The sequence below is a fragment of the Hyunsoonleella aestuarii genome (assembly GCF_006148925.1).
Taxonomy (GTDB): Bacteria; Bacteroidota; Bacteroidia; order Flavobacteriales; family Flavobacteriaceae; genus Algibacter_D; species Algibacter_D aestuarii.
On the sequence record NZ_VAWB01000002.1, the window covers coordinates 121,975 to 142,350 of the forward strand.

At 34.3% G+C, this 20,376-nt stretch carries 21 protein-coding genes; 10 read left to right on the forward strand and 11 right to left on the reverse strand.

Annotated features, from left to right (window positions below):
• The first annotated feature begins 366 nt into the window (after positions 1-366).
• From FEF17_RS10195 to FEF17_RS10240, 10 genes are read left to right on the forward strand one after another with little or no spacing between them, the layout of a single operon-like run.
• Positions 367-732, forward strand: coding sequence for a hypothetical protein (locus FEF17_RS10195; RefSeq protein ID WP_139002300.1), 366 nt, complete (start codon positions 367-369; stop codon positions 730-732).
• A 24-nt stretch (positions 733-756) separates the two neighbouring features.
• The gene (locus tag FEF17_RS10200; RefSeq protein WP_139002301.1) at positions 757-5,700 is read left to right on the forward strand and encodes a 2-oxoacid:acceptor oxidoreductase family protein; all 4,944 of its coding nucleotides are present in this window, start codon (positions 757-759) and stop codon (positions 5,698-5,700) included.
• A 15-nt stretch (positions 5,701-5,715) separates the two neighbouring features.
• A complete protein-coding gene (gene rsxC / locus FEF17_RS10205) occupies positions 5,716-7,074 on the forward strand; it encodes an electron transport complex subunit RsxC (RefSeq protein WP_139002302.1) in 1,359 nt (452 codons plus the stop codon).
• The gene (locus tag FEF17_RS10210; protein ID WP_139002303.1) at positions 7,067-8,086 is read left to right on the forward strand and encodes an RnfABCDGE type electron transport complex subunit D; all 1,020 of its coding nucleotides are present in this window, start codon (positions 7,067-7,069) and stop codon (positions 8,084-8,086) included. The genes rsxC and FEF17_RS10210 overlap by 8 nt, the downstream gene beginning before the upstream one ends.
• A gap of 14 nt (positions 8,087-8,100) precedes the next feature.
• A complete protein-coding gene (locus tag FEF17_RS10215) occupies positions 8,101-8,781 on the forward strand; it encodes an RnfABCDGE type electron transport complex subunit G (protein ID WP_211342477.1) in 681 nt (226 codons plus the stop codon).
• Positions 8,732-9,406, forward strand: coding sequence for an electron transport complex subunit RsxE (gene rsxE, locus FEF17_RS10220; protein ID WP_246046833.1), 675 nt, complete (start codon positions 8,732-8,734; stop codon positions 9,404-9,406). The genes FEF17_RS10215 and rsxE overlap by 50 nt, the downstream gene beginning before the upstream one ends.
• Complete coding sequence (locus FEF17_RS10225) at positions 9,403-9,984, forward strand: electron transport complex protein RnfA (RefSeq protein WP_139002305.1); 582 nt, start codon at positions 9,403-9,405, stop codon at positions 9,982-9,984. Before rsxE ends, FEF17_RS10225 begins: the two co-directional genes overlap by 4 nt.
• 11 nt (positions 9,985-9,995) lie before the next feature.
• Entirely contained in the window at positions 9,996-10,202 is a 207-nt protein-coding gene (locus tag FEF17_RS10230) for a hypothetical protein (protein WP_139002306.1), read from the forward strand.
• A gap of 31 nt (positions 10,203-10,233) precedes the next feature.
• The gene (locus tag FEF17_RS10235; protein ID WP_139002307.1) at positions 10,234-11,091 is read left to right on the forward strand and encodes a ferredoxin reductase domain-containing protein; all 858 of its coding nucleotides are present in this window, start codon (positions 10,234-10,236) and stop codon (positions 11,089-11,091) included.
• Positions 11,092-11,142: 51 nt separating this feature from the next.
• Positions 11,143-12,006, forward strand: coding sequence for an RnfABCDGE type electron transport complex subunit B (locus FEF17_RS10240; RefSeq protein WP_139002308.1), 864 nt, complete (start codon positions 11,143-11,145; stop codon positions 12,004-12,006).
• Between the two features lie 116 nt (positions 12,007-12,122).
• Here FEF17_RS10240 and FEF17_RS10245 read toward each other — a convergent pair whose 3' ends face one another.
• The 11 genes from FEF17_RS10245 to FEF17_RS10295 all read right to left on the reverse strand — a co-directional run bounded on the left by FEF17_RS10245 (position 12,123) and on the right by FEF17_RS10295 (position 20,360).
• Positions 12,123-12,785 (reverse strand): hypothetical protein, encoded by a 663-nt coding sequence (locus tag FEF17_RS10245; protein WP_139002309.1) that lies wholly within the window; start codon positions 12,783-12,785, stop codon positions 12,123-12,125.
• Entirely contained in the window at positions 12,766-13,440 is a 675-nt protein-coding gene (locus FEF17_RS10250) for a hypothetical protein (protein WP_139002310.1), read from the reverse strand. Before FEF17_RS10250 ends, FEF17_RS10245 begins: the two co-directional genes overlap by 20 nt.
• 12 nt (positions 13,441-13,452) lie before the next feature.
• Positions 13,453-13,896, reverse strand: a complete 444-nt coding sequence (locus FEF17_RS10255; RefSeq protein ID WP_139002311.1) for a hypothetical protein — start codon at positions 13,894-13,896, stop codon at positions 13,453-13,455.
• A gap of 73 nt (positions 13,897-13,969) precedes the next feature.
• On the reverse strand, positions 13,970-14,497 hold the full coding sequence (locus FEF17_RS10260; RefSeq protein WP_246046834.1) for an Hsp20/alpha crystallin family protein: 528 nt from the start codon (positions 14,495-14,497) through the stop codon (positions 13,970-13,972).
• A 119-nt stretch (positions 14,498-14,616) separates the two neighbouring features.
• The gene (locus FEF17_RS10265; RefSeq protein WP_139002312.1) at positions 14,617-15,033 is read right to left on the reverse strand and encodes a hypothetical protein; all 417 of its coding nucleotides are present in this window, start codon (positions 15,031-15,033) and stop codon (positions 14,617-14,619) included.
• Positions 15,034-15,051: 18 nt separating this feature from the next.
• Entirely contained in the window at positions 15,052-16,425 is a 1,374-nt protein-coding gene (locus tag FEF17_RS10270) for an MBL fold metallo-hydrolase RNA specificity domain-containing protein (protein ID WP_139002313.1), read from the reverse strand.
• A 5-nt stretch (positions 16,426-16,430) separates the two neighbouring features.
• The gene (locus tag FEF17_RS10275; protein WP_139002314.1) at positions 16,431-17,273 is read right to left on the reverse strand and encodes a restriction endonuclease; all 843 of its coding nucleotides are present in this window, start codon (positions 17,271-17,273) and stop codon (positions 16,431-16,433) included.
• Positions 17,274-17,325: 52 nt separating this feature from the next.
• The gene (locus FEF17_RS10280) at positions 17,326-17,721 is read right to left on the reverse strand and encodes a hypothetical protein (RefSeq protein WP_139002315.1); all 396 of its coding nucleotides are present in this window, start codon (positions 17,719-17,721) and stop codon (positions 17,326-17,328) included.
• A gap of 31 nt (positions 17,722-17,752) precedes the next feature.
• Entirely contained in the window at positions 17,753-18,607 is an 855-nt protein-coding gene (locus tag FEF17_RS10285; protein ID WP_139002316.1) for a universal stress protein, read from the reverse strand.
• A gap of 67 nt (positions 18,608-18,674) precedes the next feature.
• The gene (locus FEF17_RS10290; protein WP_139002317.1) at positions 18,675-19,505 is read right to left on the reverse strand and encodes a universal stress protein; all 831 of its coding nucleotides are present in this window, start codon (positions 19,503-19,505) and stop codon (positions 18,675-18,677) included.
• A gap of 3 nt (positions 19,506-19,508) precedes the next feature.
• A complete protein-coding gene (locus FEF17_RS10295; protein ID WP_139002318.1) occupies positions 19,509-20,360 on the reverse strand; it encodes a universal stress protein in 852 nt (283 codons plus the stop codon).
• Between the last annotated feature and the right edge of the window lie 16 nt (positions 20,361-20,376).

Here is a 20,376-nt window from a genome sequence, read left to right on the forward strand (position 1 = left end):
AATTTGCGCATAAAATCTTCTCATAGACTTGTTACAATTTCAAAGATTTAGTTCAGAATAATTTTAAGCATATTCGCTCATTTAAAGCCTTTAAATCAAAGTCAATATACATCTTTTCAGTACTTTTTTCTATTTGTTGGTAAGTAAATAAATTCATGATCTATTTTAAAATAGTATTTATTAAATGCTATTAAGCCAGTAGATTTAGTTGATAGCAGAATATATTTTAACCCAAAACAATTGCAATTATTACATACTGATGTTTAATGACAAAAGTCATATAATAAGAACCTTGTTTTATATAGTTTTAGTAACTGTTTATTAGGAATTCTACGATTCTATAATGTGAATTTAAAATACTTAAGTATGGATACTAATGAAATTAATACTAAAATCGAACAAGGAGATCAATTTCTTGAATTAGCTCAAGAGGAAATGAATCGACCAGCAGAAGATGTTGTGCCCTATATGGTATGCAGAAGTGTACGCAAATCTATAACCTATTATTTAAGTGGTTTTCTATTAAAAAATGAGGTAAAGCTAGATGATGAAGAAACTGTGGAGGTTTTACTAAAAAAATGCCAAACCATTAATCATAAATTTAACAATATTGATCTGACCCCAATAACTTTTACTAAGGATTATGAGTATACCGCTGAAATTAATCAATTAGAAAATTGTATTGATTTAGCAACCTACACGAAAGAATTAATTCGTAACAAAATTCTATAATAGAACATCAAAAATTCTCATCTTATGAGCACGTCGATATTTCAGAAAAAATCAGCAAAGAAGAACAAATCAATTACTTTTAAATATCCAGGCAAACCGGTTGCTACGGATGGAAACACTGCAGCGATCATGTGTGAACGTGAATCTACGGATGCAGCGGGTGCATATCCCATTACGCCTTCTACACAAATGGGTGAATATTGGGCAGATGCTGCCGCTAAAGGACACTTAAATATTTCTGATAAACCGTTAATATTCATTGAGCCAGAAGGTGAACATGCAGCAGCAGCTGTAACTGCGGGGTTATCAATGACCGGTTTACGTGCGGCTAACTTTTCATCTGGACAAGGGATTGCTTATATGCACGAATCACTCTATGCGGCGGTAGGTAAACGTCTTACCTATGTTTTGAATATTGGCGCACGTGCAATGACCAAATCTACTCTAAATGTTCACGCCGGTCATGATGATTATCATGCCGTAGATGATACTGGGTTTTTTCAAATGTTCGCAAAAAAAGCACAACATGTTGCTGACCTAAACATTATCGCACACCGCATTGCAGAATTAGCACTTACACCTGGTATAATTGCACAGGATGGTTTTTTAACTACACATTTAATAGAATCATTTCTTTTACCAGAGCGTGAATTAATTAAAGAATATCTGGGAAGACCTGATGATATTATCAATACACCAACTCCCGCCCAACGTATTATTTATGGTGATACACGTCGTCGCATTCCAGAACTTTGGGATGTAGATAACCCTTTGATGGCGGGTATTGTGCAAAACCAAGATTCTTACATGCAAAGTGTTGCTGCCCAACGTCCATTTTTCTTTGATCACATTGAAAAGTTGACAGATCGAGCTTTTGAAGAATATTACGAGCTTACAGGTAGACGCTACCAACGTGTAATGACCTACCGAGCAGAAGATGCTGATTATCTAATTTTAGGCCAAGGAAGTTTAATACCAAGTACTGAAGTCGTTGTGGATTATTTACGTGAAACCCGTGGCATTAAAGTTGGTGTTGTTAATTTAGTGATGTTCCGACCATTCCCTTCAGATATGCTCGGTGACATATTAAAAGGTAAAAAGGGCGTTACTATTTTAGAACGATTAGACCAACCTTTGGCTGTAGATTCACCAATTACTCGCGAAGTGCGTTCTGTTCTAAATAAATGTATTGAAAATGGAATAAATAAAAAACATCAGCCTTATCCTGAATTAACCTCATATAACTTAGGAGATATTCCTTCAATATATTCAGGTGCATTTGGTTTGGGTAGCCGAGACTTACAACCAGAAGGTATTATAGGGGCAATTGAAAATATGTTACCTAATGGAAAACATAAAAAACAGTTTTACTTATCCATAGATTTTATTAGGAAAATACCAAATTCCCCGAAACAAAAAGCATATCAAGAAACCATTGAAGAAGCTTATCCCAGTATAAAGGAATTGGCTGTTAGAGGATCGGAAAACCCTAACCTTATGCCAAAGGATGCTATTACTGTACGTTTCCACTCTATTGGTGGCTGGGGAGCAATTACAACAGGTAAAAACCTAGCAATGACTTTGTATGAATTGCTTGGATTTAACATTAAAGCGAATCCAAAATATGGTTCTGAAAAGAAAGGGCAACCTACTACATATTATTTAGCCGCTGCCGCTGAACCGATTCGCATAAATTGTGAATATTACTTTGTTGATGTGGTGCTATCACCCGATCCGAATGTATTTAAACATACTAATGCACTTGCAGGACTTAAAAAAGGAGGTAGCTTTATCATTCAGAGTGAAAAAAATACTCCAGAAGCGGTTTGGGCTGAAATTCCTGAACATTATCAAAAAATAATAATTGATAATGATATCAATATATTTTATATCGATGGATTTAAAATAGCAAGAGAGGAAGCAACTGATACTGAATTGCAACTACGTATGCAAGGAATTGCTTTTCAAGGTGCATTTTTCGCTGCTTCTCCATTAATGAAAAAATCTGGACTTTCAGAAGAAAAACTCTTAAAAGCTATTGAAGATCAATTACAGCATAAATTCGGATCAAAAGGTCAACGTGTGGTTGACGATAATATGCGCGTAGTAAAACGTGGCTTCGATGAAGTTCATGAAATTACCAATAAGGAATTGAACACCAAAAATAAAACAAATGGTAATGTTACTGAAAGTGTGCCAATTCCAAGGATGATAAAAGAAATCCCTCAGAGTGAATCTAAGCTTAGTGATATTCATCGTTTTTGGGAACAAACAGGTAATTTCTATTTAAGGGGCATGGGAAATGATAACCTTACCGACCCGTTTATTGGGTTGAGCGTTATGCCAGCAGTTTCATCTGTCTTTAGAGATATGACAGGTATTCGTTTTGAACATCCAGAATGGATTCCAAATAATTGTACAGCTTGTGGAGACTGTTATACCGTTTGTCCAGATACTGCTATTCCAGGACTGGTAAGTGAAGTTTCTGATGTATTTGATACCATCGTAAAACGGGTGAAAAAGAATCATGGAAAGGTTGAGCATTTACCAAAAGCAGTTAGAAAACTGGAGGGTCATGTTCGAAAATTATTTTCTAGCTCAAAAAATGGAGCAACAGTTAATGATTTCATGCATCATGCTATTGATAAAACTCTGGATGATTTCAATAATAGTAAAGAATTAATAAAAGAATTTGATTGGTTTAAAGATGAATTGGGAGAGTTTAAGTTTACTTTAACTAGGCCTTATTATGATCTACATGAGAAAAAAGAAGAAAATAGTGGAGGGTTATTCAGTATTACCATTAATCCAACTACTTGCAAAGGCTGCATGGAATGTGTAGAAGTTTGTAATGACGAAGCACTTATTACAATACCACAAACTGAAGGCTCTATTGCTAGGCTGAATAAAGAATGGGATTTTTGGTTGGATTTACCAAACACCTCTCCGAAATTTAATCGTATTGACGACCTAGAGGAAAAAATTGGTCCACTCGAAACCATTTTGTTAAATAAAGAGGCTTACTTGAATTTTGCTAGTGGTGATGGGGCCTGTTTAGGGTGTTCAGAAAAATCAGTAGTGCATATTTTCACTGCAACTGTGGAATCATTAATGCAGCCACGTGTTAAAAAACATATGGCCCGTTTGGAAGAATTGACAGATAAACTAGAAAAACACATTCAGGTTAAGTTGATGAATCGAGTGAATTTAACCGATTCTGATACCATGTCTAAAATTGTTGCAGAAATGCAGAATTCAGACTTAACCATGGCTGAAATAACCCGTAGGTTGGAATCTGAACAAGGTGGCGAACCAGTTGATCAAGAGTGGTTACGTAATGTAACCCAACTGCTAGCTCAATTGAAAAAACTTAAATGGAAATATACCAATGGAACCACAGGTAAAGGGAGATCTAATATGGGTATGCTTAACTCCACAGGTTGTACATCGGTATGGGGTAGTACTTGGCCATTTAACCCGTATCCATTTCCTTGGGCAAATCACTTATTCCAAGATTCTACTTCAATGGCAATGGGAATCTTTGAAGGACATATGGCTAAAATGGCTGATGGTTTTAGAGCTATACGGAAGGCAGAATTGGAACTTGAAGGTAAATACGATGCCGCTGAACATGACGAATTCTTTACTTATTTCAATTGGAAACAATTTACCGATGAAGAATGGTTACTTTGTCCACCGGTGGTAGCACTAGGTGGTGACGGTGCTATGTATGATATAGGTTTCCAAAATTTATCTCGTCTGATGGCTTCGGGAACACCAATTAAAGTAATAATTGTTGATACGCAAGTATATTCTAATACAGGAGGTCAAGCATGTACTTCTGGTTTTATCGGTCAAGTTTCTGATATGGCACAGTATGGTAAGGTATGGAAAGGAAAAAGTGAACCTAGAAAAGAGATTGGTCTCATTGCAATGGCACACAGAAACACCTATGTTTTACAAGGCACATTGGCTAACACGAGCCAAATGATTGAAGGGTTTATTGATGGTTTAATGACGAAACGCCCTGCGCTTTTCAATCTATATACTACTTGTCAACCTGAACATGGTGTAGGCGACGATTTGGGAGCTCATCAGGCAAAACTTGCTGTAGAATCTAGAGCATACCCAATTTTCAAATACAATCCAGATAATGGTATAAAAGCCAAAGAAGCTTTTGATTTATCAGGTAATCCTGCGCTAGATAAAATTTGGCCAACATATAAATTAAAATATCTAGAATATGGTCAGGAACAAAGTATGGAATTGCCAATGACGTTTGCAGACTTTGCATTAACAGAAGCGAGATTTAGAAAACACTTTAGAAAAGTACCGCGTAATGCTTGGAATGAAAACATGATGCTATTGGCAGAATTTTTAGAATTGGATTATAGCGAACGTGAAAGTAAATTCCCTTATATCTGGGCGGTAGATAGAAATCAAAAACTCAACCGCGTTTTGGTAGCAAAACCAATTGTTGATTCTTGTGAAGAACGACGTGATTTTTGGTTAATGTTGCGCGACATTGCTGGAGTAGAACCAGAAAAGCCAGAGGAAGAAAACCTTGAAGAAAAAATAAGAAACGAGGTGGTTGGAAATATAGCACAAGGGTTAATGAAACTGGCAGGTGGAAATGGTGATGGTATTCTTAAAATGGCAATGGAAAAACCAGTAACAAATGGTGAGATTTTGGTTGAAGATAAGCCTTCAAATGGTGAATACATGGCGCCATGGTTGGAAACTGAGGAATGTACCTCGTGTGATGAGTGCATTAAGCTTAACCCAAACATTTTTGCTTACAACGAAGACAATAAGGCATTCATAAAAAATCCGAAGGCTGGACCTTATGAAGACCTAGTTAAAGCTGCTGAAAAATGCACAGCTGGTGTAATCCATCCAGGATTACCTGCTGACCAATTGGCAAATAATATGGAAAAATGGATAAGTCGAGGTGAAAAGTATAATTAATATAAAAATGGTCTAATGGCATTTTTTAATTTTCATAAAAACACCTTTAAGCATGGCATTCATCCGCCGGAAAGTAAAGACGAAACCAATGGATTGCCCATAAAGCAATTTCCTTTTCCACCGGTAATTATATTACCAATGGCGCAACACATCGGTGCGCCTTCGCAAATCATTGTTCGTGAAGGGCAGGAAGTACATCGTGGTCAATTATTGGCTAAGGCAGGTGGTTATGTGTCGGTGCCTATACATGCTCCGGTTTCTGGTACTATTAGAAAAATCGCCAATGTCCCTACTATTTTAGGTAAAATGTCTACAGGTATTTTTCTTGAAGCATTTCCTTTTTCAACTCAGGAAGTACTTGAAGGAAACCCAATTAATCCTGATACATCTACTCCTGAAGAAATTTTACAAGGCATTCAGGATGCAGGAATAGTAGGATTGGGCGGTGCGGCATTTCCAACACATGTAAAATTGAAAGTTCCTGAAGGAAAAAAATGTGAAACTTTGATTATCAATGGTATTGAATGTGAACCCTATTTGACAACGGACCACCGGGTCATGCTAGAGCAAGAGAATGACATTTTTACTGGAATAAAATATTTATTGAAAGCTACGGGAACGCAGAGGGTCATCATTGGTATTGAAGCTAATAAGCGAGATGCCGCTAATCATTTAAAAAAGCATATCCCTAAAGATTTGCCGGTTTCCGTAAGAGTACTCCCTGTAAAATATCCACAAGGGGCAGAGAAAATGTTGGTCACTGCTATTTTGGGTAAAGAAATTCCATCAGGAAAGCTTCCTATAGAAGTTGGCGTAGTTGTGGTTAATGTTGCAACAACGGCTGAGATAGGTAGGTTACTTCCACATGGCCAAGGTATTCAAGAACGCGTTATTACCATTGCGGGACCAGGGGTGAAAAAGAAAGGAAATTATACCATTCCAATAGGCACTCCTTTACGCTTTGTTCTCGAACAAGTGGGGGTTGATGAAGAAATCAGTGAAGTTTATATGGGCGGCCCAATGATGGGAGTAGCCGTTTCAAACCTTGACATATCAATAGTAAAGGGCACTTCGGGAATTCTAGTTTTTACAAAAAAAGATGTAAGTAGAACACCTAAAACATATCCCTGTATTAAATGTGGAGCTTGTGTAGACGCTTGTCCAATTTTATTGAATCCATCAAAATTGGGCATACTGGCAAAATTTGAAGCTTATAATGAAATGGCTTCAGATTTTAATCTTATGGATTGTTTTGAATGTGGATCATGTACCTATGTATGTCCATCCCATATTCCACTTGTGCAGTATTTTCGATTGGCAAAACGAATTGTAAGAAAGCGCGAAGCTGAAAAAAAAGAGAAAGTAGATGCTTAAAAAAACCTTAGATATTAGCTCGTCGCCGCATATAGTAAAAGGGCGAAGTACAGAAGATATCATGAAAAATGTGGTATGGGCATTATTGCCAGTTGTTTTTTTCTCTATTTATTCTTTTGGTTTAAATGCCTTATTTGTCATTTTTACAGCAACATTTACCAGTGTATTAACCGAACATTTTTTGTGTAATCTTTCTAAAAAAGAAACCACTGTTAACGATTATTCAGCGGTAATTACAGGGTTACTATTGGGGCTTTCTTTACCTCCAAGTTTTCCTTTATGGATGGCTTTTGTAGGGGGTATTATCGGGATTGCACTTGGTAAATATATTTTTGGAGGATTAGGTTACAATGTATTTAATCCAGCACTCGTTGCCAGAGCCGTTTTGCAGGCAGCATTTCCGGTTGCGATTACCACATGGCACCCTGCATTTTTAGCCAACCGATTCTCAACGATTTCAGGATCAATATATACATGGCCTTTTATGGAACCACAATATGATGCTGTTTCAGGAGCGACCCCACTTTCAGCCTTTAAATTCGACGGCATAACAACATCTACAGCAGAATTGGCCTTTGGTCAAATAAGTGGTTCTACTGGAGAAACCTGCGCCATAATTATCGCTTTAGGCGGTATCTATTTAATTGCAAGAAATATGATGTCTTGGAGAATTCCAGTAGCGGTATTATTAAGTGCCTTTTTATTAAGTGGTGTACTTTATTTATTCAATAGTGAACTATACCCATCACCCGTGTTTATGCTTCTATCTGGAGGATTGATGCTTGGTGCGGTATATATGGCAACGGACATGGTTTCATCTCCAATTACACCACTCGGTTTGTGGATTTATGGGGGCATTATTGGTATTCTAACTATTGTTATCAGAATTTGGGGTGGTTTGTCAGAAGGGGTTATGTATTCTATATTATTAGCTAATGCTATTTCACCACATATAGATTCGGTTATAAAAAATCGGGTGTATGGAACAAAACGAAAAGTAAAAGCCGTATGAGTGATGTTGTTAACATGAAAACACAAAACCTTGCCAGTAGCAAAAAAATGTTGTTGGCTATGGTAGGTATTGGTATTATAAGCGCCTTACTTATAGTTACGACATTTGAATTAACACTGCCTCGTGTACAACGATTAAAGGCAGAGGCCTTAGAAAAGGCGATTTTTAAAGTGCTACCAGGAACTGTTAATACCCAAGCATTTGGTGTGAATGCTAATGGGGAATTATTCAAAATGAAAGAAGGCGATAACACCGAAACAGCCATATATGCCGGATACAACAATAATGGTAACATTATTGGATATGCTATTGAAGCTTCGGGTCAAGGTTATGCCGACATTATAAGAATACTTTACGGGTACAAACCAGATAAGGAAATACTCATTGGGTTTCAAGTTTTAGAAAGTAAAGAAACCCCAGGTCTTGGTGATAAAATTGAAAAAGAGGAACATTTTCTGAACAATTTCAAAGCATTAGATGTGAGTTTATCCAATATTGGAAAACTAAAAAATAAGTTAATTACCTTGAAGCAAGGCGAAAAACAAAACCCATGGGAAATTGATGGCATCACCGGAGCTACAATTTCTTCAAGAGCTATAGGAAATATTATAGGGACAAGCACATCAGAATTAGTTCCAATTTTATATGACCATTATAACAAGAATAATCAAAAACCAAAGGAAAGTAATGAGTAATGATAATGCTTCATCAAAACAAAAGGTCACCACTACCGATGAGTTTATTAAAGGTTTATGGCGAGACAATCCTGTATTTGTCCAAGTATTAGGAATGTGTCCGGTATTGGCTGTTTCTAATACGGCAGAAAACGCTCTAGCTATGGGATTAGCTACTGCTTTTGTTTTATTGATGTCAAATATTTTGGTTTCCTTACTTCGAAATTTTGTTCCTAAACAAGTACGTATTGCCTCTTATATTCTTATCATCGCCACTTTTGTTACAGTAACAGATTATGCCATTCAAGCCATTAGTGTTGAGTTGCACAAAAGCTTAGGAGCATTCATTTCCCTAATCGTGGTTAACTGTTTGATTTTGAGTAGAGCAGAGGCATTTGCCTCAAAAAACACTGTGTGGAAATCCATTTTTGATGCTTTGGGAATGGGATTAGGGTTTACGTTTGCACTTTTTTGCTTAGGTGCCGTGAGAGAAATACTTGGCAATGGCTCAATATTTAATATAGCCCTTTTTCCTGATGGCTTTCAAAGCTGGATAGTAATGATTTTACCTGCGGGCGGATTTTTTACGCTAGCGATCTGGTTACTTATAATTAATGGGATAGAAACAAGAAAAACAAAATCATGAATACTGAATCTTTAGGTACTATTTTTCTAAATGCATGCTTGGTTAACAATTTTGTTTTGGCCTATTTCTTAGGTATTTGTCCGTTTCTGGGTGTATCTGGAAAAATGGAAACTGCCACAAAAATGGGTGGAGCCGTAATGTTTGTAATGCTTATTAGTTCTATGTGTGCGTATGGAATTCACGCTTTTTTAATAAGTATTGGAGCCCCTTTTCTACAACTGATTAGCTACATTGTTGTTATTGCTTCCACGGTTCAGTTAGTTGAAATGTTCATCAAGAAGATAAGTCCAGTATTATTTAGATCTCTTGGAATATTTCTTCCGCTAATTACAACGAATTGTGCCATTCTAGGCGTGGCATTATTTCAAACGAATAAAGATTATGGCTTTTTAGAAAGTATAATATATGCTCTTGGTGCTGGTGCGGGATTTACGTTAGCTCTGGTATTAATTGCTGGATTAAGAGAACAGTTGGATTTTGCGGATGTTCCAAAAGTTTCAAAAGGCACAGCATTAACACTGTTTATTGCCGGTATTTTATCACTATGCTTTATGGGATTTGCAGGTTTGGGTGCTTAAAAAAATAATAAATGATTAAATCGCTTATCATAGGAATTGGTTTTATAGTAACTATAGCAATAGCTTGGGTGCTTGTACAAACCTTTTGGAAAAAGGTTTTTAGAGAGGAATACGCTGATGATGACGTTTTAGCAGGTAGAAGAAGCTGCTCCAATTGTGGTTGTACTACGGTTTGCAAGCGAAAAGATGAGGGAAACATAAATCCTAAAACTTATTGAATAAAAAATAACAATAAAATAAAAAATAAACATGGCACATTTATCAGATTTCGATACCGAAAAACGCTATAAAGCGGTCGTAAAAGATACTTCACGGTTAACACCGCAAAACACCGAAGAAGTGCGGGAAATTATACTAGAAGTAAAAGACTCAGAGTTTGAATGCGAAGTAGATCAAAGCTTTGGAGTATTGGTGAAAGCTACAGGTGATTTTGGCAACACATTTCATCATAGACTCTACAGTGTGGCAGATTTACCATCACGAATCAACGGTAATCCAAAAATTACCATGTTAGTAAAGCGTTGCTCATATATTGATGATTTCAATGGTGAAGAATACAAAGGTGTTGCTTCAAATTATCTATGCGATCGGAAAAAAGGTGACGAAATCACAGTTACTGGCCCTTTTCAACTGCCCTTTAGAGTTCCGGAGGATAAAACTGCTAATATGATACTCATTGGTATGGGTACAGGCATTGCTCCTTTCCGTGCATTCATTAAACATATATATAAAAATGTGAAGGATTGGGAAGGTAAAATACGATTATTTTATGGTGCTCGTAGTGGTTTAGAACTGCTGTATTTAAATGATAAAGATGGTGATCTCACTAATTATTATGACAAGGATACATTTGAAGCTTTTCATGCGCTAAGTAAGAGACCACACTGGGCTGATTCCATTGAGTTAGAAAAAGCGCTTGAGGAACAAACTACTGAGTTGAAAGAACTACTTTCAAAGTCTAATACTTACGTTTATGTTGCAGGATATGCAAACATCCTTAACAAACTCAATACATCATTTTCTAAAATTTTAGGATCTGAGGAAAAATGGAAACTTCGTAAAGCAGAACTTATAGCCGGGAGAAAATGGGCTGAAATTATTTTTTAAAGTGTATGGAGAAATAAAAGAGAATTGTGTTTTGTAAATTAATGAACTAATATGTCAATTATTATTGCTATTGTCGCACTTGGAGGGTTAACGTTACTTCTAGCCATTATGCTTATTGTTGCAAACAAAAAGCTCTATGTGTATGAAGACCCTCGTATTGACAAGGTTGAAGACATGCTGCCTCACGCCAATTGCGGTGCTTGCGGGTATCCAGGTTGCCGGCCATTTGCTGAAGCATTGGTTCATGAGAAATCCTTACCTAGTAAATGTACGGTTAGTACTGATGAAGGAAGGCAGTCCATAGCAGAATTTCTAGGTGTTGATATAGGTATTGAAGAAAAGCTAGTTGCGCGACTGGCTTGTGCAGGTGGAACTAATGTAGCTGTTAATAGAGCACAGTATGTTGGAATTCAAAGCTGTCAAGCAGCTGCTTTGGTTTCGGGTGGAGGTAAAGGTTGTTTCTGGGGGTGTTTAGGGTATGGTGATTGTGAAGTTGTGTGTGATTTTGATGCTATTAATATGGACGAAAATGGTTTACCAATAGTTGATACAGAGAAATGCACTGCCTGTGGTGATTGTGTGGAGGTTTGCCCTAAAGATTTGTTTTCTATTCAACCTATAAGTAACAAACTCTGGGTGGCTTGTAAAAATCTTGAACATGGTGAGGCTTTGCTTGAAGATTGCCAGGTTGGTTGTACTGCTTGTGGAAAATGCGCCATGGATGCCGGTGCATTGATTACTATGAAAAATAATTTACCTGTAATTAATTATGCGGATAATCATAATACACAAAAGCCTATTCAAAGATGTCCTACGGGAGCTATTGTATGGTTAGAAGATAGCGGATTAGTAGTAAAAGGAAAAGAAAGTAGAAAAATCATTAGGAAAGGAGCCAGATTAAAGGAGAATACATAAATATAGACTATTAGATTAGAAACAGACCTACATTAAAAACCTTCTTAAATTTACGGATGTCTCATAATGAAATACCATACCACGAGAAGATTAAATTGTTAAATGAGTGAGGGCTACTATTTAGAGATAAAATTGTTCTTTTCTAGAACTTTAACTAGTTTTTTAATATAAGAACTAATAGCTTTAGAATTGTTTTCTGGATCAATTAAATCAAATGTAGCTCTCCAAACCAATGTATTATCAGAGTCTTTTTTTAATTCGTAAATAGATGTTTCGATATTATAAACTTTATAGTTGTTAAAATAATCCTGTTTGAAATATGCATCTTGATATGCCAAATAGTATCCAATAAATTTTCTTAAGTGATAATCAGTTTTTGGAGAATCGGTTGCATAAGATTCATTATTGTCAATACCTTTAACTAAAGATACTAACACGGTATCATAACTATTAGATAATAGTTTATCTACTTGATTTTCAATATCATTTTCTGTTTGCTCGGAATCAATAAATGATTTTTCAAATACTACAGCACTTTGTAGTGCCATTATTTCTCTTTTATTTAATTCTGTGATTAATTGAAATTCGTAAGCTTTACGTACATCATAATTTGATGTAACACCAATAACCAATATTTTTTTTGGCTTGAATATATCATAACCTGGGTTTTTCCAGCTTGTTATCAATTTCGTTGAGGAGCAACTTATAACTAGGAAAATAGTAAATATAACTAGGACCCTATTAATCTTTGATATAATATCATTGGATAGCCTTTTCATCTATAAATTCTTCCATTTTCAATGAAATAGGGTTTATAAGTTGTTGTTCTTCCAAAACAACAATTACTAATCTAACATAATCATTTACTGTTTCATTAATGGACTCAGGATCTGTAATATCAATATATCCTTTCCAGATGAGTTCCCGATTTTCACCTGGGCAGATGCAATATAAAGAGGTTTCCGTATTGTAGACTGTATATTCTAGATAATAGTCTGGATTATAAAAGGCGTCTTGGTATTTTAAATAATCTTCTTTGAATTTTTTGTGTGTGTTATCGAAACTATCATAGCCTTCTTTAAAAGCAATTTTATCTTCAATACCTATAACTTTGGTTAATAAAATAGTATCAAATCCCTCTGCTATTAGTTTGTCCTCCAATGCTTTTAACTCTTCTTCCGTTTTCTTTTCTGAGGTGAAAGATGAATTTAAAAATTGATAACTCATGATTGCTTCAATGCCTCTAGAATTATATTCGGTTTTTAGTTGTTTTTCAAATTTTTGTCTAGCTTCTATATTGGGTGTCATTCCAACTATTAAAATTTTGTTTGCGCTATAACTAATAATTTCTGGGTTTTTCCAATAATCAATAAGCTCCACACTTGAACAGCTAAATAACAATAAACACCATACTATTTTTTTTAAAAGTTTCATTATTTGTGTTTGTTATTGAAGCAAACGTTTTTGTTTGCCTTCTTTTATTACACCTGTAATTAGCGAAAACAACTGAGTTTTTAGTATTCTATATTTTTCTAAAAAATTGCTTACCACTATTATTAGTTTTGCATGTTTGCGTCTATAAGTATCTTCTTTTTGAAGTTCGTTTACACCATCAACCATAACCTTTAGACCTTTTTCATGGTTTTTAACGGTATTGATTAAGTTATCAGTATCTTTTTTTAAAATATTGAGCTTGTCTATTATTTTTTTGCTCTCTGCAAAGTGTTTAGAATCAATTAATTGAAGTGTATACGATTTTACTAAATCGTTAAAGAATAATATCTCGTCTTTTGCAAATTTTAATTCTGACATCCATTTACGTGTATTGTCATGCATGGTCTCAGCACTTAACCAAGCTTTATATTTTACTTTAGTTTGTTTTGTTTCCATCTTCATTTATTTTAAGAGTTTAAAAAAAAGCAGAAAGTAATTTATAATTCATTACTTTCTGCTTTTAAAAAATTTAATCGACCTCAATGACCTTTTTTGGAGGCTCTTGTGTAATGGTTTCTTCGTTTTTAAGTAATCTAACTTTCAAGATCCCATTTTTGTATGATGCCTTAACATCTTGATCTAAATCTACAGATGGTGGAAGCATCATAGATCGTTTAAAGGATTTATAACTAAATTCTTTACGAGAATACTCTTTTTCTTTTTCTTCTTCTTCTACTTCTTTTACACCGCTAACATGAAGTATATCGTCTTCAATAGTAACTTCAAAATCCTTTTTGTTAAAACCTGGAGCTGCAAACTCGATTTCAAAATCTTTTTCATGTTCTTTTACATTTACAGCAGGCATTAAACTATCATCTTCCAAGAAATCGTCATTAAAAATATCATCAAACCTCATTAGACTGTTTAAGTTGTCGAAGTTTGAAGTAAAAAATCTACCTCCCCAAGGTCTTAAAAAACTATTGTTCCAAGGTGTTACCAATCGGCTTTCAAGAGGAGATAACCTGTTGCGCTTTCTGCGTTTAATTAATGTTGTCATGATATTATTATTTTAAGTTAAACATGTATTTTGGAACACTAATATACCTACAGAAAGCAGTTTTTGCAATGATATATATCAGTCAAGTAACTAAGCTATTCTAATTTTAGGAATTCCATTTAGTTAACAAAAACACTTTCCAGATATTGAAATAACCTGAATTTTAGGTCCAGAAAAGCTTCATGAAAGTTGAAAACCCTTAGCTCAATATCGTCATGCTCTTTGATGAAAAAATAATCGCATGCTAGATCATCACATTCTATTTTATTTCTAATATGATTGGAATGCGAGTACATTTTATTTAATAAAGCAACCCTGTTGTCACTTATAGCTTTCAGTTCTTTTTTAAAGATAGACAGGCTTTCATATAAATTTATCATATGGTTTTTAAAAAAAGGCTTATGAATTAGAATGGTATAAAATTCAAGTTCAAGTTTTAAATTTTCCAATCTATTTATAGCTATAGATATGTTGTATTGTAATTCTTCAATAGATTTATTTCCATTGAAGCTTTTATACTTTTGAAATGCTTCCATTTTTATAAATATTTTAAATTAAAGTATTACTTTTTCTACATCAGTTAATTTTGGCACTATAACGTGCCACTTAAATGTATCTTGAATCTTTATACGAAAGGCATCCAAAGCTGTAGGCTCTCCATGAATTAAAAACACCTTTTCTGGTATGTTTTTAATGTTATTCATCCAATCAAGCAAATCGTTCTGATCTGCATGTGCTGATAGACTTTCGATAGTTTTAATGTTGGCTTTAACAGAGTAGTATTTACCAAAAAAACGTATTTCATGCGCGCCATCTTGCAACTGTCTGCCTCTCGTGCCTTCGGCTTGATAACCAACTAGTAAAACGGTGGTTAAAGGTTTGTCTATAAGTTGTTGCAAATAAGTTAATATTCTACCTCCCGTTACCATTCCGCTTCCGGCAATAATTATTTTTGAACGTGTATCGTCAATGGTTTCCCAAGTTTCTTTGAAAGATTGTATAATGTTTAAATGATTACACATGGCCTCATAATCTGAATTTGATAATTTATGCCACTTTGTAAAGCGTTTAAAAACCTCCATTACATTGTTTCCCATTGGGCTATCAATAAAGATGGGAATATTGGGTATTTTATTTTTTTTGTATAGTTTCCATAGTAAAAACATGAGGGTTTGCATACGCTCTACAGCAAAGCTCGGAATTATTAAATTACCATGGTTTATTATGGTTTCTTTAATGAGTTTGGAAAGAATATCGTCTATATTCTCTTCAGGGTGTAATTTATTTCCATAGGTGCTTTCAACAAATAAAAAATCTGCCCATTCTGGTTTTTTTGGGTCATCAAGTAAATAATCATTAGTCCTACCTATATCACCTGAAAACACAAACCGTTTGCCATATATATCCAATTCTATAAAAGTGGCCCCAATAATGTGACCATTATATTGAAAACGAAATGATATATTTTTAGTAAAGGATATCCATTTATTAGGCATTTCAACTTGAAAATTTGCTATAGTTTTTTCAGCTTCAAGTAAGGTGTAAAAAGGTAATGCGGGTTTGTGCTTTGTATATTTTTCCTTATTGGCTCTTTCGGCATCTTCCTCATGGATTTTAGCACTATCTTTCAATATAATTTCAGCAATGGCTAATGTAGGTGCTGTGCCTATTATTTTTCCTTTAAAGCCTTGTTTTATTAATCTGGGTAAATACCCGATATGGTCTAAATGGCCATGTGTAAGCAAAACCACATCAATTGCTTCAACATTAATAGGCAAATCACTCCAATTGAGTTCCCTTAACTCTTTTAAACCTTGAAACATGCCACAATCGATCATTATGTTACCTTCAAAAGTTTCAATAAGAAACTTTGAACCAGTTACAACACCTGCGGCACCCAAAAAATTTATATTAACAGAATTGCCCATAGATTTTACCGATTACAAAGCATTTTAATTTCATTCAAAATTCTTTTCTTTCTTGTTTCGGAAATTCCCAAATGATCTAAATAAAAAACATCACCAATTAATTCTCTGCAAAGCACTACATCTCTACTTAAGAGGAATTGTTTCTCCCTGTTTGTTAGTAAAGTTGATACCGTTATTGGATACAATCCTAAACGGTCTATTCGGTCTTTTAATCCATCATTTTTTGGATAATCCCAACTTAAAAGATATAGGTTAACACACTTACCGTATTTTATGGCATCTTCCGTAAAGCGTGTATTGGTTACTACCCAACCTTCTTTAAGGTTGATACCGTTTTTTGGGTTTGAGTTCCAAAATGCCTTTACGTCGTTATATCGGGAATTGATATATAGTGGTATTTTTACATTGCATTTAAGTCCTTCCTCTCTATGGAATTTGCATTCAATAACCACGGTTTTGTCATTTTTATGGGCAACAACATCAATCTCATGGTTAACACACTGCCCCAATAAAGTTTTTCCAATTTCTGTTTCATATCCAGAGTATTTTAATATCGCACCAATAAAACGTTCAAAAGGAAATCCTGTTGGCCCTAGCTCATATATAGCTTTCTTAAGTTTATATCTTGATGCCAGATGGCTTTTGTTTTTTTTAAGCAAGGCATAAGCTCTGTTGTAAATTTCTTTAGTAGAAATACCTTGGTAGATCTCGTCTCTCACCTTGTCGATAATTTGATTTACAGTTTGTTTATCTGCACCAATTTGATTTAATGAAGCTTTTAACTTATCTAGTGAGAATTTTGCTTTTTCACCTGAAGATTTTATGATATCGAAAGTATCCTGTTCCATTGGTAATCTTATAAAATTAATTATCGAGCACAAAAACTACAGACTTCTTGGGTTAAAAAAAGTTTTTCACCCAAGCTTTGATTTGTTTATTGGTCATACTGTCGGTCTTTACCACATCTTTAATTTTTGTGGTGATATATGCATGGTTATGTATTATTTCTTTATGTAGTTTTTTACACATTTCCGCGGGGCCAAAAAGCACTATGGCACTGGCCTCTTTAATTTCTAAAATGATATCGTCAAAATATCTTTTTATTTCGTGTTTTTCACGCTCTAAATATTTGCTATCTTGAACAACATCTTGTGGTCCACCTTTTAATCTTGTACCAGAGCCACCATAAACATGGTAATGTTCTATGTTTGAGAATATGGTATTTATACTCTCTTCGCCATTATTTAGAGTAACAATAATAGCTTTTTTTTTATCTAACCAAACACCTGCTTTCATTTGTAATAAGTTATTAATTTTAAACCTTGTTTTAACTTCTTAAATCATGCATTACCAAAAGGGGCACTTTGGAGTTATAACCAATCTCTTTAACCAATGGATGTGTTAATATGCTACCAAAAAAAACATGTTTTTTATTTATGAACGCCACCATATCACTATCCCTACTTTGAACAAAGCAGCCTATTGCTGTTGGGATATCCATGTGGCTTAACGAGTGAAACGTATACTCAACATCTTCAAAATATTCTTCTATAAGTTTTTTGTTATTGAGTTGTTTATCGCTTAATTTATCTTCGGAAGAGATATGCAAAACACGGATGACTGCTTCACATTTTTTGGCTAAATCTATCAAATAATTGAGCTCTCTTCTTTTTAAATGGGTTTTGTAACTAGTGGGGAAAACTATTTCCTTTGGTAAATTATGTTTGCCTTTTTCTGGAACCACAATAACGGGACAGTTTCTTACCTTTTCCATAACATCAATGGCTACACTTCCAAACAATTTTGTTCTCGATGCCGTTTTACCTTTAGTTCCCATAATAATCATATCTATATCTTTTTCTTCCACTATATTTTTAATGGCTTCCACGACATTATTAAATGTTGAAATAGTTTTAAAATGATGTTTTGGATTGTCATAGTGTTTAAAAGCTATCATGTCCAACAATTTGGCCAACCCATTTTCAGAATCTAACTTAGCGGTCTCATACAATTCACTTCCAGGCCCTATGTTTATTAGGCTATCTACAACATTTCCTGTTCCGGAAAACACGTTTAAAATATGGAAATCGCAAACGTCTTTCTTGTATAATTCTAAGGCATAGCCAATGGCATGCCATGCATTTTTGGAAAAGTCCGTTGGTAATAATATTTTGCGTTTCATTTCCTTATTTTTCGGGGTTTCAATGAATTAAACTTAATTAATATTTAGGGGAATGATAAATATTATCTCATTCAGGTATTACTAAAAAAGGTACTCTGGGGTGAAATCCTATTTTTTTTATGATAGGTTCTCTAATGATTTTTTCTATGAAGCTGTGATTATAATTAACCATGGCCAGAATATTAACATTATGTTCTTCAATAAAATCATTTATTTCTGTAGCTTTTTTATCATACTTTGGCAACCAATGAAGAGAGTACTCATAGTATTCCAAATATTCCTTAAGCTTTGTTAAATTGTATTTCTGTATGTCGTTTAGTTTTTCCTCAACATTAATATGCATAATGCGTATTTTGGAGTTATTTAAATCCGCCAATTCCTTTAAAGGTTTCAATTCCTTATGACTATAAAACCTATTGAAGTCTGTTGGAAAAGCCATTTGTGAAGGTGTTATATAGTCATATTCTTCTGGAATTATTAAAACAGGGCAGTTTTTCAAACTTTTTACAATATTTATGGTATTACTTCCAAAGAAAAACTCTTTTGCGCCAGTAGCGCCTTTGGTTCCCATAATCACCAAATCAATTCCCCAATCTTTTACTGCTGTTTTAACAGCGGTTTTTAAATCTTTTAAACTTAATATTATTTGGTAATTATGGTTTGCGTTGACATTAGATGTTTCTGCTAAATCTTTTAAATCTAACAGTTGTTTCATAGCATTTTCCTGCATCGTTTTTAATAACTTATTAGAAAGATTGGAAAGCGTTGATACTTTAATGATTGTTGAGTTTAAAAAATAGAATGTAGAATACTCTTCGGCAAAGAGTTTTAAAGCATAGACGACCGTGTTCCATGCATTGTCCGAAAAATCAGTTGGTATTAAAATATTCCGTCCCATAGTTTAAGTTTTATTGTTTTTTGCGGGAATTACCAAAAAAGGAACATTTAAATGAAACCCTATTTGGTTTATGGTAGATTTGAAAAACAAGTTTTCAAAGAATGAATGCTTGTTGTTTATCATAACCAATAAATTTATTCTGGTCTTCAGTTGAAAATTTGTTATACCTTCTTCAACAGTTTGGTTACTTACATCGTGAAATAAATGAGCTATTTTCTTAAAGTGCTTTTCAAGTATTTTTTTATTTGCTTTTTGTAGTTCTGATAGATCATAACCATAAGAAACATGCAGTATATTTACCCTGGTAGTATAAAGTGAAATGATATCAATTATGGGTTTTAAATGATAAGGTTTATAGCTTACCTCATAATCGGTTGGAAACAAGACCTCATGTGGCGTTTCAAAGTTAAAATCACTGGGTATTGCCAAAATAGGGCACTTTACACTTTTAAAAACGTGCACAGTATTTGATCCAAATAATATTTCTTTGGTACCGGTAGCTCCTTTAGTTCCCATTACTACATAATCGATAGGCTTGTTTTGAACAATATGTTTGATTTCGGAAACCAAGTTGTTGAAAGCTGCAATTCTCTTTATGGTGTGTTTAGGGTTATTAAACTCTTTTTTTATACGGGTTTTTAACTCTTTTAATTTTTTTAGGGAATTTTCTTTTACAGCATCAACCATCCCAAATTGAGCGGGTTCTAGAAGTACATATTCGACCTGATAAATTGCTGGTGTGTATGTATTTAACAAAAAGAATCGACATGTTTCATTCTTGAAAAGCTGCAACGCATATTTTATGGCATTCCAAGAATTTTCAGAGAAATCGGTAGGAAGAAGAATATTTTTCATGACTTTAAAAATTTTA